The organism is Hymenobacter lapidiphilus (assembly GCF_003417065.2).
In the GTDB taxonomy this organism is placed as follows: Bacteria; Bacteroidota; Bacteroidia; order Cytophagales; family Hymenobacteraceae; genus Hymenobacter.
Genome location: NZ_QVLT01000011.1, coordinates 45,399 through 61,352, shown reverse-complemented (window position 1 = coordinate 61,352; position 15,954 = coordinate 45,399). Strand labels below are relative to the sequence as shown.

13 protein-coding genes are annotated in these 15,954 nt (G+C 55.6%); all 13 read left to right on the top strand.

Going from position 1 to position 15,954, the window contains the following annotated elements:
* Positions 1 to 69 precede the first annotated feature (69 nt).
* The 13 genes from D0N36_RS08550 to D0N36_RS08490 all read left to right on the top strand — a co-directional run bounded on the left by D0N36_RS08550 (position 70) and on the right by D0N36_RS08490 (position 15,951).
* Positions 70 to 1,347 (top strand): cytochrome c3 family protein, encoded by a 1,278-nt coding sequence (locus tag D0N36_RS08550; RefSeq protein ID WP_116940982.1) that lies wholly within the window; start codon positions 70 to 72, stop codon positions 1,345 to 1,347.
* Positions 1,348 to 1,503: 156 nt separating this feature from the next.
* A complete protein-coding gene (locus D0N36_RS08545) occupies positions 1,504 to 4,533 on the top strand; it encodes a TAT-variant-translocated molybdopterin oxidoreductase (RefSeq protein WP_116940981.1) in 3,030 nt (1,009 codons plus the stop codon).
* Positions 4,534 to 4,647: 114 nt separating this feature from the next.
* Positions 4,648 to 6,102, top strand: coding sequence for an NrfD/PsrC family molybdoenzyme membrane anchor subunit (gene nrfD, locus D0N36_RS08540; protein WP_242478851.1), 1,455 nt, complete (start codon positions 4,648 to 4,650; stop codon positions 6,100 to 6,102).
* Positions 6,095 to 6,619 carry a DUF3341 domain-containing protein gene (locus D0N36_RS08535; RefSeq protein ID WP_116940980.1) on the top strand — a complete coding sequence of 175 codons (525 nt, stop codon included), beginning with the start codon at positions 6,095 to 6,097 and terminating at the stop codon, positions 6,617 to 6,619. The genes nrfD and D0N36_RS08535 overlap by 8 nt, the downstream gene beginning before the upstream one ends.
* Positions 6,619 to 7,362 carry a c-type cytochrome gene (locus tag D0N36_RS08530; RefSeq protein WP_116940979.1) on the top strand — a complete coding sequence of 248 codons (744 nt, stop codon included), beginning with the start codon at positions 6,619 to 6,621 and terminating at the stop codon, positions 7,360 to 7,362. The genes D0N36_RS08535 and D0N36_RS08530 overlap by 1 nt, the downstream gene beginning before the upstream one ends.
* A 9-nt stretch (positions 7,363 to 7,371) precedes the next feature.
* The gene (locus tag D0N36_RS08525) at positions 7,372 to 8,715 is read left to right on the top strand and encodes a quinol:cytochrome C oxidoreductase (RefSeq protein ID WP_317191447.1); all 1,344 of its coding nucleotides are present in this window, start codon (positions 7,372 to 7,374) and stop codon (positions 8,713 to 8,715) included.
* A 94-nt stretch (positions 8,716 to 8,809) separates the two neighbouring features.
* Complete coding sequence (locus D0N36_RS08520; RefSeq protein WP_116940977.1) at positions 8,810 to 9,886, top strand: cytochrome c oxidase subunit II; 1,077 nt, start codon at positions 8,810 to 8,812, stop codon at positions 9,884 to 9,886.
* Positions 9,887 to 9,910: 24 nt separating this feature from the next.
* Positions 9,911 to 11,761: a cytochrome c oxidase subunit I gene (locus D0N36_RS08515; RefSeq protein ID WP_242478850.1), complete on the top strand. Its 1,851-nt coding sequence runs from the start codon at positions 9,911 to 9,913 to the stop codon at positions 11,759 to 11,761.
* Positions 11,762 to 12,016: 255 nt separating this feature from the next.
* Entirely contained in the window at positions 12,017 to 13,099 is a 1,083-nt protein-coding gene (locus D0N36_RS08510; protein ID WP_116940976.1) for a COX15/CtaA family protein, read from the top strand.
* Positions 13,100 to 13,156: 57 nt separating this feature from the next.
* On the top strand, positions 13,157 to 14,008 hold the full coding sequence (gene cyoE / locus D0N36_RS08505) for a heme o synthase (RefSeq protein WP_116940975.1): 852 nt from the start codon (positions 13,157 to 13,159) through the stop codon (positions 14,006 to 14,008).
* 154 nt (positions 14,009 to 14,162) lie between these two features.
* Entirely contained in the window at positions 14,163 to 14,750 is a 588-nt protein-coding gene (locus tag D0N36_RS08500; protein ID WP_116940974.1) for a cytochrome c oxidase subunit 3, read from the top strand.
* A 25-nt stretch (positions 14,751 to 14,775) separates the two neighbouring features.
* Positions 14,776 to 15,549 carry a cytochrome c oxidase subunit 3 gene (locus tag D0N36_RS08495; RefSeq protein ID WP_116940973.1) on the top strand — a complete coding sequence of 258 codons (774 nt, stop codon included), beginning with the start codon at positions 14,776 to 14,778 and terminating at the stop codon, positions 15,547 to 15,549.
* 72 nt (positions 15,550 to 15,621) lie between these two features.
* A complete protein-coding gene (locus D0N36_RS08490; RefSeq protein WP_116940972.1) occupies positions 15,622 to 15,951 on the top strand; it encodes a cytochrome C oxidase subunit IV family protein in 330 nt (109 codons plus the stop codon).
* The last annotated feature ends 3 nt before the right edge of the window (positions 15,952 to 15,954 follow it).

Here is a 15,954-nt window from a genome sequence, read left to right as displayed (position 1 = left end):
ATCCGACTACGTTCCCTTCCCCGCCTCTTTCTTGCTCTGCTTCTGTTCTTTGTCAGCTTTGGTTATGCCATGGCGCAGGGAGCCCAGCCAGCAGCCGGTGAGGTAGGCACCTCCAAAAATCCCAGCGAGGCTGGTGTAACGCCCGGTGGTGTAGCCGCCGCGGCGCCAGCCGCCGCCGCTGGTACCACTACCGCCGATCCGGCCGCCATTGCCGCCGGTGATGCCCTGTTCAAAGCCAACTGCGCCCAGTGCCACGCCATCAACGACGTGGTAGTAGGCCCGGCTATGGCCGGCATCACTAAGCGCCGTCCTATGTCGTGGATTATTCCCTGGATCAAGAACTCCAGCAAGATGGTAGCTTCCGGCGACCCCTACGCCGTGGCCCTCTACAACAAGTACCAGAAGCAGCAGATGCCGAGCTTCCAGCTCTCGGATGCTGAAATTACCTCTATTATCGCTTACATCACGGATGCGGAAACCAAAACTGTTGCCGTTGGTACCGGTATTGCTCCGGCTGATGGCTCCAAAGCTTTGGTAGACGGTACGGACGCTGCCAACGATGAAGCCGGCAGCTCCATGAACATCCTGCTGATTGTGCTGGTGGTGGTGCTGATTGTACTGGTAGTAACGCTGGTTATTATCGCCAACATCATGAAGGACGTGCTGCGTGGCCGCAAGGACCTCGACGGCCGCGACCGGGAGCAGATTGAGGAGCGTTTCGACTACAGCCGCATTTACAAGTCGACGGCCGTGCGCGGCATCGTGGGCACCGTGTTCGTGCTGGCCGTGCTCTACGAAACCATTCAGGGCGCCATGGGCGTGGGCCTCAGCCAGGGCTACCAGCCCACCCAGCCCATTGCCTTCTCGCACAAGTTGCACGCCGGCGAAAACCAAATCAACTGCGCCTACTGCCACACATCGGTGTACAAGGGTAAGTCGGCCAACATTCCGTCGCCTAACATCTGTATGAACTGCCACTCGCAGATCAAGACGGAGTCGCCGGAAATCAAGAAAATTTACCGCGCCATTGAGCGCAAACAGCCCATTCAGTGGGTGCGGGTACACAACATCCCGGATCTGGCATACTTCAACCACTCCCAGCACACCCAGGTGGCCGGTCTTGAGTGCGTAACCTGCCATGGTCCTATCGAGAACATGGAGGTGGTTTACCAGTACTCGGCCCTAACCATGGGCTGGTGCATCAACTGCCACCGCGAGACGCCGCTTAACACTAAGGGCAACGGATACTACGACAACCTCGTGAAGCTACACGACTCCAAAAACGGTGCAGTTCCCTTCACGGTATCGTCGAACGGCGGCACCGAGTGCTCCAAGTGCCACTACTAAGCGCTTAGTACGGTAAGCTTGGCGAGCAATGAAAATTGCTCCCCTCAGTACAACAAGACCAACATACAACTTCCCAAGTCAAGACAAGCACCCTCTTGCGGACCGCAGGGCGTCGAATTTAAGACCCCCGGTGCGCAGGACCCCAAGCCCCAACAAATGCAAGAGTCGCCCAAGTACTGGAAGGGAATTGAGGAGCTGGAAAACTCGCCGGAGTTCATCAAGAACGCCATGACCGAGTTTGCCGACTTCATGCCGGTGAAGGAAGGCCACGGTTCGACGGATGCGACAGTTGCCCCGCGCCGCGACTTTCTGAAGCTGATGGGCTTCGGATTGGCCGCCGCGACGCTGGCCAGCTGCGAAGCGCCCGTTCATAAGGCCATTCCTTACCTCAACAAGCCCGAGGAAGTAGACCCCAGCATCGCCAACTTCTACGCTTCCACGTTCTTCAACGGCCAGGACTATAACAGTGTACTGGTAAAAACCCGCGAAGGCCGCCCCATCAAGCTCGAAGGCAACCCCGAGTCGCCTATCACCCGCGGTGGCCTCTCGGCTCGTGGCCAGGCAGCTGTATTGAGCCTCTACGACAGTGCCCGGCTGCAGTTCTTTACCAAAAAGGGCCAGCGTATTGCTACCGATCAGCTCGATCAGGAAGTACGGGCCGCATTGGCCGGTGCCGGCCGCGTGGCCATCGTGTCGCCGACTATCATCAGCCCTTCGACCAAGAAAGTCATCAACGAGTTCACCACTCGCTTCGGCGGGGGTGAGCATGTGATGTACGACGTGAACTCGTCGTCGGCACTGCTCCGAGCCAACGGCGGCGTACTGCCGGCCTATGATTTCAGCAAGGCCGACGTTATTGTAAGCCTCGATGCCGATTTCCTGGGTACTTGGATTTCGCCCGTAGAGTTTGCCCGCCAGTACGTAGAGAACCGCAAGGTATCGAGCGAGCGGCGCACCATGTCGAAGCACTACCAGTTCGAAACCAACCTCTCGCTGACCGGCTCCAACGCCGACGTGCGCGAGTCGTTGAAACCTTCGGCCATGGGTGCGGCAACGGCCGACCTTTACAATGCCGTAGTGGGCGGGGGCGCTGCCCCAGCCTCCAAGAAGCTCGCCGAAGCTGCTGCCGCCCTGCGTCGGGCCGGTTCGCGCGGCCTCGTCGTATCGGGCATCAACGACCCTGGTATCCAGACGCTGGTAGCCGCCATCAACCAGAACCTCGGCTCAGCCGCGGTTGATACGGCTAACCATTCCTACGTGCGTCAGGGCGACGACGCCCGCATGGCTCGTCTGATCAAGGACATCATTGGCGGTCAGATTGGTGCCGTGATATTCTACAATGCCAACCCCGTGTACGACCACCCAATGGGTGCCGAACTGGGTAAGGCACTGCAGGCCGGCAAGGTTAAAACCAGCATCTCGCTCAACGACCGGCTCGACGAAACCGGCAAGCTGTGCCTCTACGCCGCTCCCGACCACCATTTCCTGGAATCGTGGAACGACTATGAGCCCAAGCGCGGCTACCTGAGCCTGGCTCAGCCTGTCATTACGCCACTGTTTGCCACCCGTCAGGCTCAGGATTCGCTCCTGACTTGGGCCGGCAACCCGACCACCTACTACAACTACCTCCGCCAGCAGTGGCAGGGTGTATTGGGTAGCGCCGGCTTCGTAAAAGCCTGGGATAAGGTCGTGCACGACGGCGTAGCCCGCGGATCGGCTCTGCCCGCTCCGGCTGCCCAGTTGGAGCCCGCAATGGATACGAACAGCGCCATGAGCGCGATTCGCGCCAACAAGGGTGCTGGTATTGAGCTGGCTGTCTATGAGAAAGTGGGTCTGGGTAACGGCGCTCAAGCCAATAACCCTTGGCTACAGGAATTGCCCGACCCGATTTCGAAGGCTACCTGGGGCAACTACGTAACTGTTCCCCGCGCTTATGCCGTGGAGCAGAAGTGGGAGCAGGGTGATGTAGTGAAGGTAACGGCCAACGGTAAGAGCATTCAGCTCCCCATCCTGATTCAGCCCGGCCAGGCTGCCGGCACTATCGGCATTGCCATCGGCTACGGCCGTGAGGCCGCCGGTAAAGTAGCCGACCAGGTTGGTGCCAACGTGCTGCCGCTGCTGACGATGCGCAACGGCACCATCAACTACACCACTTCGGTGAAGATTGAGGCCACCGGTACCCAGTCGCCGATTGCTCAGACCCAGACCCACCATACGATTATGGACCGGGAGGAAGTGGTGCAGGTAGCGTCACTGAAACAGTATCAGGAGAACCCCAAAGAGGTAACTGAGTATGTCAAAATCACGACTCCCGACGGGTTGGAGGCTCCTCGTAAAGTGTCGCTGTGGCAGGACTACGAGTACAAGAACCACCACTGGGGGATGGCCATCGACCTTAACTCGTGCATCGGCTGCGGTGCGTGCGTAGTTGGGTGTCAGGCCGAGAATAACGTGGCCGTAGTAGGCAAGCAGGAGGTTATCAACCGCCGCGAGATGCACTGGATGCGTATCGACCGCTACTATAGCTCCGACGCCAATAAAGAACAGTTTGAAGAGAAGGGCAAGCTCGACACCTACGCGGCTATGGAAGATCCGTCGGCCAACCCGTCGGTGGTGTTCCAGCCCCTCATGTGCCAGCACTGCAACCACGCGCCTTGCGAAACGGTGTGCCCTGTACTGGCTACTACCCACAGCTCGGAAGGTCTCAACCAGATGACCTACAACCGTTGCGTAGGTACCCGCTACTGCGCCAACAACTGCCCGTACAAGGTGCGTCGCTTCAACTGGTTCTCGTACTACAGCAACGAGAAGTTCGAAGCCGTAAACGGCCACATGTTCACCGACCTGGGTCGCATGGTACTCAACCCCGATGTAACGGTACGGGCCCGCGGCGTGATGGAAAAATGCTCCATGTGCGTGCAGCGGATTCAGCTTGGTAAGCTGGAGGCTAAGAAAGAGAAACGTCGTCCCCGGGATGGGGAAGTTGTTTCGGCCTGCGCTCAGTCGTGCCCTACCCAGGCTATCATATTCGGAGATATGCGTGACCCCGAGTCGCGCCTGTCGCAGCTGTTGCGCCGCGAAGATGGTGAGCGGGCTTTCCACGCCCTGGACTCCATCAACGTGCAGCCCAACATCACCTACCTGACCAAAATCCGCAACACGGATCAAATCGATTTCAACGTTTAATTATCGGTGCTTAGCTTGTTGGGGATTTAGGGAGTTGGTTTTTTAGCGCCAGTTCATTCGCCACGAAGCCAAGTTCCCGAGTTCCTGAAGCCCCAACACCCAAATTCAACCACTATGCAGCACGTATCACCTGTACGGGAGCCGCTCGTAACCGGGGGGAAAACGTACCACGACGTTACCCAGGACGTGTGCCGCCAGGTAGAAGCCGCCCCGAATATTCGGTGGATGGCCGCCCTGAGCGTCGCCCTTCTGCTCCTCGGCGTATTCTTCTACTCCGTTTATCGCACCCTGTGGTACGGTATCGGCGAATGGGGCCTGAACAAGACCGTTGGTTGGGCCTGGGACATCACCAACTTCGTGTGGTGGGTGGGCATCGGCCATGCCGGCACCCTGATTTCGGCTGTATTGCTGCTGTTCCGCCAAAAGTGGCGGACCTCCATCAACCGGGCTGCCGAAGCCATGACCATCTTCGCCGTAATCTGTGCGGCCATGTTCCCTGTGTTGCACATGGGTCGCCCGTGGCTTGCCTATTGGGTATTCCCGCTGCAGAACACGTTCGGCTCGCTGTGGGTGAACTTCAACTCGCCTTTGCTCTGGGACGTGTTCGCCATCTCGACTTACTTCACCGTGTCGCTGGTATTCTGGTACACGGGTCTGGTGCCCGACTTCGCCACCATCCGCGACCGGGCCAAGGGCCCGATTGCTAAGGTTGCCTATTCGATGCTGAGCATGGGCTGGACAGGTTCGGCCAAGCACTGGAGCCGCTACGAAACGGTTTCGCTGATTCTGGCCGGTGTCTCGACTCCGCTGGTACTGTCGGTACACACTATCGTATCGATGGACTTTGCCACTTCGGTGGTACCGGGCTGGCACACCACCATCTTCCCGCCGTACTTCGTTGCTGGTGCTATTTTCTCGGGTTTCGCCATGGTACTGACGCTGATGCTCATTACCCGGGTTGTATTCAAGCTGGAAGACTATATCACCATTGAGCACATCGCCCTCATGAACAAAATCATGATGGTAACTGGCTCCATCGTAGGTGTGGCCTACATCACCGAGTTCTTTATTGCTTGGTACTCGATGGTGGAATATGAGTCGTACGCTTTCATCAACCGGGCTACCGGCCCCTACTGGTGGGCTTATGCGGCTATGATGACCTGCAACGTGATTACGCCCCAGCTGGTGTGGTTCCGCAAGGTGCGCTACAGCATCCCGCTCACGTTCATCCTCTCCATTATCGTTAACATCGGTATGTGGTTCGAGCGTTTCGTGATTATCGTTACCTCGCTGCACCGCGACTACCTGCCTTCTTCGTGGGCCATGTTCTCGCCCACTATTATCGACGTTGGTATCTACGTGGGTACCATCGGTCTGTTCTTCACGCTTTTCCTGTTGTTTGCCAAGTTCTTCCCGGTCATCAACATGGCCGAAGTGAAGGCTGTGCTTAAGTACACGGTGGACAACGGCCCGACCTATACCGGCCAGGACCCGCACCACGCCCCTCAACCCGTTACCACCCACGGAGTGCCTGCCTCGGCCCCGGTAAACTACGATAAGCATGACTAAGCGCTTCGCCCTCGGTATTTTCGAAGACGAGGACGTGCTGCTGCACGCCGTGGAAAACGTTCGGGAAGCCGGCGTTAAAATCTACGAAGTCTTCACCCCGTTCCCCATCCACGGCATCGACGACGCCCTAGGCATCGAACGGTCGCGCCTGCCCATTGCTGCGTTCTTCTTCGGCCTCACCGGCCTGTCGTTCGCGCTCTGGATGCAGATTTACATGCTAGGCTTCGACTGGCCGATGATTATTGGTGGTAAACCGCACATTGCGCTGCCCGCCTTTATTCCGGTAACGTTCGAGCTAACGGTGCTTTTCTGCTGCCATGGCATGGTCATTACTTTTTATGCCATCAGCAAACTATACCCGCGCTGGAAAACCCCAGTACTGGATGTCCGCTCGACCGACGACAAGTTCGTGATGGCCATTGAGGTGAACGAGAACACCGATATGAACAAGCTCACGCAGATTCTGCGCGAAAATGGCGCGTCGGAGGTCAATCAAAAAGAAATGTCCAAGTTCTAATGATGCACTCGCTGAAAATATCGCTACAGGCGTCGGCGGTGCTGCTGGCTGCGGCGCTGACCACGGGCTGTAATCAGGCCAACGATACGGGCCTGGAGTACGCTCCTGAGATGTATACTTCCATCCCGTATGAGCCGTTGAGCCAGGTTGGTGCTAACCGCATCAACCCCATGGGCATCAACGAGCGCACACCGGCCGTCGGAACCATTCCACGCGGCAAGCTGGCCTACTACACGCACATCGCTAAAGATGATGTAGAAACGGCGGAGACTACGCTGAAAAACCCTTACGCCTATACCAAAACTCACTTGGAGGAAGGCAAGGTGCTGTATTCGCGTAACTGCCAGCACTGCCACGGTGAGCAGGGCGATGGACAGGGGCCGGTAGGCATCAAGTTCAAAGGGGTGCCCAACTACTCGGCAGGTGCTTACAAGAACCAGAATGACGGGCACATCTACCACGTAATTCAGTGGGGACGTAACCGCATGATGCCGCACGGCTCGCAGGTGAACCCCGAGGAGCGCTGGAAGATTGCCATGTACGTGCGAGCACTGCAGCTTGGCAAAGGCCCCGATGGGCTGGCTGATATGGTGAAAGTTGGCAGCCCTAACGCCAACGTGCCCACGGCCGACTCGACCATGTCGTCGGGGCAGATGAAAACGAACCCTACCAAAGCTGGTTCGAACGAGATGTCGAAGTACCCCGGAGCGGGTGACTCGGCACGTAACGGCGAAGCTATTTAATCCCCTGCTATGGCAACTCTGACGCATCAGGAAAGCGCTACGGCGGAATACCTGGAGGTAACTCCAGGCACTCGTAAGAACTTCATGCTCATTATCATCGCCGGTGTGGTTATGCTAATAGTGGGCGTTATTGTCTCGCTGTTTGGTGGCGGTGGCCACGAGGCGGCCGAAGGAGCCGCTGCTGCCCATGGAGCCACGGCTGCCCACGGGGCAGCAGCAGCTCATGGTGGCGGTGAGCATCATAGCAGCGCCCCTTGGCTCAAGCGCATTATTGTGAGCTTGTGGCACAACAACGTGTTCTTCACGGGCGTGTCGGCCATTGGCACCGTGTTCATGGCTATTCAGTACGTGGCTTACGCGGGCTGGTCGGTTGTGGTAAAGCGCATCAATGAGGCCCTTAGCGCTTGGTTGATTCCCGGTCTGGTGATTATGTTGGTCGTGTTCGGCCTCAACTTCATCAACTATGATCTTTTCCATTGGACCGTACCCGGCATAATGGAAAAGGGCAATGCTGACTACGACGCCATCATTGCCGGCAAATCTGGCTTCCTGAACGTGCCGTTCTATATAATCCGGATGGTCATTTACCTGGGCCTGTGGATTTACTTCACCAAGCGGCTACGCGACCTGTCGCTGGCCGAAGACCTGCACGGTGGTACAGCCTACTTCCACAAGAGCATCAACGTTTCGGCGCTGTTCCTGGTGTTCTATGCCGTAACATCGTCTATGTCGGCTTGGGACTGGGTAATGTCGGTTGACGTTCACTGGTTCTCTACCCTGTTCGGCTGGTATGTATTCGCTTCGTGGTGGGTATCAGGTATTGCAGCCGTTACGCTGTGTGCCATCCTGCTCAAGCAAGCCGGCTACCTGCCCCTGCTGAAAGACGGCCATCTGCACGACTTGGGTAAGTTTATGTTCGGCTTCAGTATTTTCTGGACCTACCTGTGGTTCTCGCAGTTCATGCTCATCTGGTATGCCAACATGCCCGAGGAGTCAGTATACTTCAACCAGCGTTTGGGGGGCTTTAACGGCCAGTATACATGGCTGTTCTATGCCAACCTGGCCATCAACTTCGTCTTCCCCTTCATGGTGCTGATGACCCGCGATGCCAAGCGTCAGATGATCATGCTTAAAATTGTAAGTATTGCTATTCTGATTGGCCACTGGTCTGACTTCTATTTGATGTTCATGCCCGGAACAATGAAGGGAGAAAACGGGTTTATTATCGAGATTGGTATTGCACTGATTTTCCTCGGTAGCTTCCTGATTTTGATGACCAAACGTTTGGCTCAGGCGTCGCTGACCCCGGTTCATCATCCCTTCCTCGACGAGAGCGTTCATCACACTACTTAATCTCAGACATGAGTATTGAGTAGTAAAAAGGCAGTCTTGTTTTGATGACAAGTACTCACTTTTAGCCTCTCAACTCTCACTTCTACCCTTGCAAATGACTACTCTGAGCATTGTTCTGGTTTTGGCGCTGTTACTGGTCGTATTCGGCCTGTTGTTTCGTCTCCAGATTCTGACTTCCATTTTCTCAGGCAGCTCTAATCGGGAGGTGGGCGTCAGTAACCGCGTGAATGCCATTCTGTGTATGGTGTTCCTGATAGGTGGTGGCGCTTGGTTCGCTTGGTCGTTCATTGAGAACTTCGACAAGATGAACCCGCCGATTGCTTCCGTACACGGTTTGGCTACCGATAAAATGTTTTGGGTGTCGATGGCCATTCTGGGTGTAGCCTTTGTGCTGACTCAGGTATTGCTGTTCTGGTACTCTTACCGGTACCAGCATAAGGAAAACCGTCGGGCCTTTTTCTTTCCCCACAACAACAAGATTGAGGTTATCTGGACACTGATTCCAGCTATTGTAATGGCGGCTCTGGTGTTTGCCGGCTGGAAGGAATGGACCCGTATCACTGGCCCCGCTCCCAAAGATGCGGTTGTGCTGGAGATAATGGGCAAGCAGTTCAACTGGCTGGTGCGTTATCCCGGTCGCGACCAGAAGCTGGGCGTAGTGAATTACCGCCTGATTGATGCCGTAAATGAGTTCGGCTTCGACCTGAGTGACCAGAACGGTATCGACGACTTCACAGCCGGCGAAATCCACGTTCCCAAAGGTCATCCAGTGTTACTACGCATCCGTTCGCGCGATGTACTGCACTCAGTATACATGCCCAACTTCCGGGTGCAGATGTACGCTGTGCCAGGTATGCCCACCAAGTTCTGGTTTACACCCACCAAAACGACTGATGAGATGCGGGCCCAAACCGGCAACCCGAATTTCAATTACGAACTGGCCTGCAACCAGATTTGCGGTCGTGGCCACTTCGCAATGAAGATGAGCATTATCGTGGATGAGCCTGACGACTATGTTAACTGGTTCGCCCAGCAGAAATCGTTCTCAGATCAGAATCCCGAAGTATTGGCCAGCTTCAAACAGAAGTCGGAAAAATTGGTTAACAAAGCACCAGCTGTACCGGCTGCTGCTGCGGTGGTAACGCCTGCAGCAGCCAAGGCTTCGCTTTAAACATTCTTACTGCACGTTTTACCTATGGCAGCTAACTTTCCCACGCAAGAGCAGGTGCAGGGTGGCATCGGGGCAACCGAACCGGGCCACGACCACGCACACCACGACGAGCACCACGAGCAGAGTTTTCTGCAGAAGTACGTTTTTAGCACCGACCACAAAGTAATTGCCAAGCAGTTCCTGATTTCGGGTATCATCTGGGCTGTTATCGGCGGTACGCTATCTAGCCTTTTCCGCTTGCAGTTGGGTTGGCCCGAGGCTACCTTGGAGTGGCTCACGCCGTTTCTGGGTAAGTGGATTGAGGCCGGCAAGCTGAACCCGGAATTCTACTTGGCGTTGGTAACGATGCACGGCACCATCATGGTGTTCTTTGTACTGACGGCTGGTCTGTCGGGTACATTCTCCAACTTTCTTATTCCGCTGCAGATTGGTGCCCGCGATATGGCGTCGGGCTTCATGAACATGCTCTCCTACTGGTTCTTCTTCGTGTCCAGTGTGATTATGTTCGCCTCGCTGTTCATCGAAACCGGACCTGCTGCGGCTGGCTGGACAATTTACCCGCCCCTCTCGGCGCTTCCCCAGGCTATTTCTGGCTCGGGCGCTGGTCAAACGCTTTGGCTGGTATCGATGGCGCTGTTCATTGTGTCGCAGCTGCTGGGCGGTGTGAACTACATCACCACCGTTATCAACCTGCGGACTCAGGGTATGAGCATGAGCAAGCTCCCCCTGACTATCTGGGCTTTCTTCCTGACGGCCATATTGGGTCTGCTGGCTTTCCCGGTACTGTTCTCGGCCGCCTTGCTGCTCATTTTCGACCGCTCGTTTGGTACTTCGTTCTTCCTTTCGGACATCTATATTGCTGGTCAGGCTCTGCCTAACACCGGTGGTTCTCCTATCCTGTTCCAGCACTTGTTCTGGTTCCTGGGGCACCCCGAGGTGTATATCGTGATTATGCCTGCTATGGGCATGGTGTCAGAAATTCTGGCTACCAATGCTCGTAAGCCCATCTTCGGCTACCGCGCCATGATTGGTTCGCTACTCGGCATTTCGTTGCTATCCTTCATTGTGTGGGCTCACCACATGTTTGTGACTGGCATGAATCCTTTCCTTGGATCGGTATTCATGTTCCTGACGCTTATTATTGCGGTGCCTTCGGCCGTGAAGGTGTTCAACTGGCTGGCTACGCTGTGGCGGGGTAATATCCGCTTTACTACGGCCATGCTGTTCTCTATCGGCTTTGTGTCGTTGTTCATTGCCGGTGGTCTGACGGGTATCGTTCTTGGTAACGCTGCCCTCGACATCCAGCTGCACAACACTTACTTCGTGGTAGCTCACTTCCACCTTGTAATGGGTTCGTCGGCCTTCTTTGGCCTGTGGGCTGGTGTATATCACTGGTTCCCCAAGATGTTCGGCCGCATGATGGACGAGAAGCTGGGTTACATCCACTTCTGGCTGACGTTCATTGGGGTATACTTGGTATTCCTGCCGATGCACTATGTTGGTATTGCCGGTTTCCCCCGTCGCTACTACGCCTGGACTGGTTTCGATACGTTCAGCCAGTTCGCCGACCTGAATAAGTTTATTTCGGTAGCTGCTATCGTGGCATTCATTGGGCAGTTCATCTTTATCTTCAACTTCTTCTACAGCATCTGGCGCGGCCGTCGTGCCACCGAGAACCCTTGGAACTCGACGACGCTGGAGTGGACGACACCGGTAATTCCCGGCCACGGCAACTGGCCCGGCGACATTCCCGCCGTGCACCGCTGGCCTTACGACTACAGCAAGCCTGGCGCTGAGGAGGACTTCATTCCGCAAACCGTACCCTACTCGCAGACGCAATCTTCGAATCTGCCCTACGAGAAGGAGATGGAATAAGCGCCATTCGGTGCATGTACTTGAGAACAGGCCGCCGTACCAACGGCGGCCTGTTTTTTTGCGCGACAATAGCTAATGGCTGCCCATCTGAATAAGGATAATTATAGTCCCTGCAGAGAAGCAATTTGCTTCTTAAATGGTTGTATATAACAGGGCAGGTAGCAGGGGTACAGCTCACCTGACGGGCCTTTGATTGCTCTTTAAGGCCGCTTTTTTCCGCTGGTCAACAGCTAACAGCCACCAGTTTCTCAATTAATGGTAATTCCTGCTTTTGTGCGCCGCTTCCGGTTCGTAGGTATCCTGACCGTGGCGGCCGTGTATGTTCTGATTCTGATAGGTGGCATTGTACGTAGCACTGGTTCGGGCATGGGTTGCCCCGACTGGCCCAAGTGCTTCGGTACCTGGGTGCCGCCTACGCACATCAGTCAGTTGCCGGCCGATTACAAGGATATCTATTTGGCCCAACGGGTGGCTAAGAATAAGAAACTGGCTGCCCGGCTCGAAAGCATGGGCTTTCATCAGGTAGCAGGCGATATTTTCGACCACCCTTCGCAATACATCGAAACTGATTTCAACCCGGTCAAAACCTGGATTGAATACATCAACCGCTTGGTAGGGGCGCTTATCGGGGTATTCGTGTTTGCCACCGTGCTATTTGCATTTCCCTACTGGCGGCGCGACCGGCCGGTATTCTGGCTGGCGTTGGGCTCGTTTCTGCTTACCGGTGTGCAGGGCTGGCTGGGCTCGTTGGTTGTTTCTACCAACCTGTTGCCCATTATGGTAACCGTACATATGGGCTTGGCCCTCGTGATTGTAGGGATGCTGCTGTATGCTGTGATACGCTCGCAGCGCCCGGGCAGCGGCGCCGGGCAAGAGATACAGGCGTTGCCGGGCCTGAAAGCCGCGCTGGTCGTGGCTGTGCTGTTCACCTTCGGGCAGATTGTATTGGGTACTCAGGTGCGTGAGGAAGTAGACTTGCTGGCTTCGGCCAACCACTACCTTGGCCGTGCTGGCTGGATAGACCAGCTGGGAACCACCTTTAAGGTACACCGCTCGTTTTCCATCCTGATTGTGCTGCTGAACGCCTACTTGGTGTACATGCTCTATAAGCTGCCTTCGCGGGGGCTGCATCAGCTGGCTACGGCCATTGCTGTGCTGGTAGTAGCCGAAATTGCGGCGGGTATCACGCTGGCTTACCTTGCCTTTCCGGCTTTCGTACAGCCCATTCACCTCACGCTGGCTACTGTACTCTTCGGGGCCCAGTTTCAGGCGCTGGTAGCCTACAACCGGGCTACGAAGATGCAGCCGCAGGTGGCTACTCCGGCCGTTGTTGCGTAGCTTTGCAGCCCCGTCAGGGGGCGGTTTTCCGCCATATATACCGTTTTTCTCCCGTTAATGAGTAAGGCTAAGGCGTACTTTCAGCTGATTAAGTTCCGGCTGGCCCTCACGGTGGCTTTCTCCAGCGCCATTGGTTATCTGCTGGGGGCCAACGAACTGCATTGGGGACGGGCACTGCTGGTAATGGTGGGCGGGCTGGCCGTTACGGGAGCGGCTAACACAATCAACCAGATTTTCGAAATCGACCTCGACCGCCAGATGAAGCGTACCGCTCAGCGGCCGCTGCCATTGGGTATTCTCAGCCCATTGGAGGCCTGGGGATTTACGCTCGTGCTGGGCGGGGCGGGGCTGACGCTGCTGGCGTTAATGTTCAATCCGCTATCGGCGGCACTGGCGCTACTTTCGCTGATTTTGTACGGGTTTGTGTACACGCCACTCAAAACTATTTCGCCGATTTGCGTGGCCGTCGGGGCAATTCCGGGTGGGCTGCCGCCGCTTATCGGCTGGGTGGCAGCTACCGGCTTTCTGGGCCTGCAGGGCTGGATTCTGTTCGGCATCCAGTTTATGTGGCAGTTTCCGCACTTCTGGGCTATTGCCTGGGTGCTCGACGACGATTACAAAAAGGCCGGATTCAAGATGCTGCCTTCGCCTGGCAAGAAGGATTTGCGCACGGCCTTCCAGATAATGACTTACACCATGGTGCTGATTCCGCTCAGCCTATTGCCCTTTTACTTCGGGATGACCGGAACTGTGTACCCGATGGTGGCGGCTGTATGCGGGGTGTTGTTTTTGATGCAGACGTTTTACCTGATGCGGACTGTCAGCAAAAAAGCCGCCATGAGCATCATGTTCGGCTCCTTTTTGTACCTGCCCATCGTGCAGATTGCGCTGGTGCTGGATAAAATATAGCTCTTTGTTTAGAAGTGAGATTTGAGACCTGAGAAGTGAGACAAAAGGCTCTTTTTCAGTGTTAAAAACAAACAGACGCAGGCCCCGGATTCTTCAAAATCCATGTCCCGCCGCCTGTCTCGCTTCTCAATTCTCATATCTCACATCCAAAAATATGCTTGCTAACGAAGCCCTGAATACCAAGGAGCCGGCTACCGGAATACATCCGACCCGGTTTCTGCTCATGCTGATGATGGTCAGTATCTTCATGATTTTTGCCGCCTATACGAGTGCCTACATTGTGCGCCGTAACGAGGGCAACTGGCTCGAATTTAATTTGCCACCGGGCTTCCTCTATACCACCGTGGTACTGTTGCTGAGCTCGGCAACGGTGCAGTGGGCGTGGGTGGCCGCGCGCCGCGACGACCTCAAGCAAGTGCGCTTGGCGCTGCTGCTCACCTTCGGGCTGGGTATGGCGTTTCTGTTGGGCCAGTGGATGCTCTGGGGCCAGCTGGTCGAAGGCCGCATCTTTTTTGCGGGCACCGACTCCAACCCTTCCGGCTCATTTCTGTATGTATTAACCGGAGTTCACGGTTTTCACCTCGTTACGGGCCTTATATTTCTGCTGGTTGTAGTGTGGAAAAGCTTTAAGTATCAGGTGCATTCCCGCCAGATGCTCTCCATTGGCAACGTTACCATCTACTGGCACTTCCTGGGCGTACTTTGGTTGTACCTGTATTTGTTCTTACTTTTGAACCACTAGATTGTTGTAAACTCCCCCGCACGCTATGTCCACCATTTCCCCGACGACGCAGGCAATTCCCGATTCCGCCCTGGACAAGCCCCGCACCGGCACCTGGGACGGCGGCAACGAGCCCTTCAATGCCAGCTACGGCAAGCTTATGATGTGGTTCTTCCTGCTGTCGGATGCCTTCACGTTCGCTGCCTTCCTGACCACCTACGGCCTTATCCGCCACCGGTATCAGCCTTACACCGGCTCGCCTGAGGCTTTCGAGTTCTCTACCGCTTACTGGCCCATTCCGGAAAAGGTGTTCAACTCCTTCCCCGGCCTGCATGGTGTCGACCTGCCGCTGGCCTTTGTGGCCCTGATGACGATGATTCTTATCTTCTCGTCGGTGACGATGGTACTGGCCGTAGAAGCCGGTCAGCGTTTCGATAAGAAGGACGTGCAGAAGTGGTTGCTATGGACGATTCTGTTCGGTACTATCTTCGTAAGCTGCCAGGCTTGGGAGTGGGGCCACTTCATCACCGGTACCGATAAGGGTACGCTGATGAATGACGGCACCACGTTCTTTGGGGCTAACCTGGCCATGAACCAGTACGGTCCGGTGCTGTTTGCCGACCTGTTCTTCTTCATCACCGGCTTCCACGGCACGCACGTATTCTCAGGTATCTGCCTGCTGGTCTACTGCTTCATTGCCACCACCAACGGCACGTTCGAGAAGCGTGGCCACTACGAGATGGTGGAGAAAATCGGCCTTTACTGGCACTTCGTTGACTTGGTGTGGGTGTTTGTATTCACCTTCTTCTACCTGGTTTAATTTTCTTGGCTCCGTGGCCGGCTGCCACCCCCTGGGGTGGCCAGTCGGTTATCGTGATTTCCCTCTACGCTCATGGCTAACCACACCACGCAGATGCCGGCCCATGCCGGTGAGATTCCGAAGCCCAACACGGCCTGGATCTGGAAAACCTTCTGGATCATCACGGCTATTACGGCGCTGGAATTCGCTATTGCCTTCATCATGCCTTCAAGCACGATGCGCAACTCGATTTTCATCATCCTGACCATCTTCAAAGCCTTCTTCATTGTGGCCGAGTTCATGCACCTGAAGCATGAAACCAAGGGCCTAATCTGGACGATTATGATTCCGATGGGCTTGTTAATCTGGCTGCTGGTGGCACTCATTACCGAGGGCAACGCCATTCACGAAGCTATTTTCTAGCCT

Excerpts from the sequence above, each read along its gene's own strand:
- D0N36_RS08510 (WP_116940976.1), top strand. The coding sequence starts at position 12,017 with ATGGTAATTCCTGCTTTTGTGCGCCGCTTCCGGTTCGTAGGTATCCTG.
- D0N36_RS08495 (WP_116940973.1), top strand. The coding sequence starts at position 14,776 with ATGTCCACCATTTCCCCGACGACGCAGGCAATTCCCGATTCCGCCCTG.
- D0N36_RS08535 (WP_116940980.1), top strand. The coding sequence starts at position 6,095 with ATGACTAAGCGCTTCGCCCTCGGTATTTTCGAAGACGAGGACGTGCTG.
- D0N36_RS08490 (WP_116940972.1), top strand. The coding sequence starts at position 15,622 with ATGGCTAACCACACCACGCAGATGCCGGCCCATGCCGGTGAGATTCCG.
- D0N36_RS08545 (WP_116940981.1), top strand. The coding sequence starts at position 1,504 with ATGCAAGAGTCGCCCAAGTACTGGAAGGGAATTGAGGAGCTGGAAAAC.
- nrfD (WP_242478851.1), top strand. The coding sequence starts at position 4,648 with ATGCAGCACGTATCACCTGTACGGGAGCCGCTCGTAACCGGGGGGAAA.
- cyoE (WP_116940975.1), top strand. The coding sequence starts at position 13,157 with ATGAGTAAGGCTAAGGCGTACTTTCAGCTGATTAAGTTCCGGCTGGCC.
- D0N36_RS08530 (WP_116940979.1), top strand. The coding sequence starts at position 6,619 with ATGATGCACTCGCTGAAAATATCGCTACAGGCGTCGGCGGTGCTGCTG.
- D0N36_RS08525 (WP_317191447.1), top strand. The coding sequence starts at position 7,372 with ATGGCAACTCTGACGCATCAGGAAAGCGCTACGGCGGAATACCTGGAG.
- D0N36_RS08520 (WP_116940977.1), top strand. The coding sequence starts at position 8,810 with ATGACTACTCTGAGCATTGTTCTGGTTTTGGCGCTGTTACTGGTCGTA.
- D0N36_RS08500 (WP_116940974.1), top strand. The coding sequence starts at position 14,163 with ATGCTTGCTAACGAAGCCCTGAATACCAAGGAGCCGGCTACCGGAATA.
- D0N36_RS08550 (WP_116940982.1), top strand. The coding sequence starts at position 70 with ATGGCGCAGGGAGCCCAGCCAGCAGCCGGTGAGGTAGGCACCTCCAAA.
- D0N36_RS08515 (WP_242478850.1), top strand. The coding sequence starts at position 9,911 with ATGGCAGCTAACTTTCCCACGCAAGAGCAGGTGCAGGGTGGCATCGGG.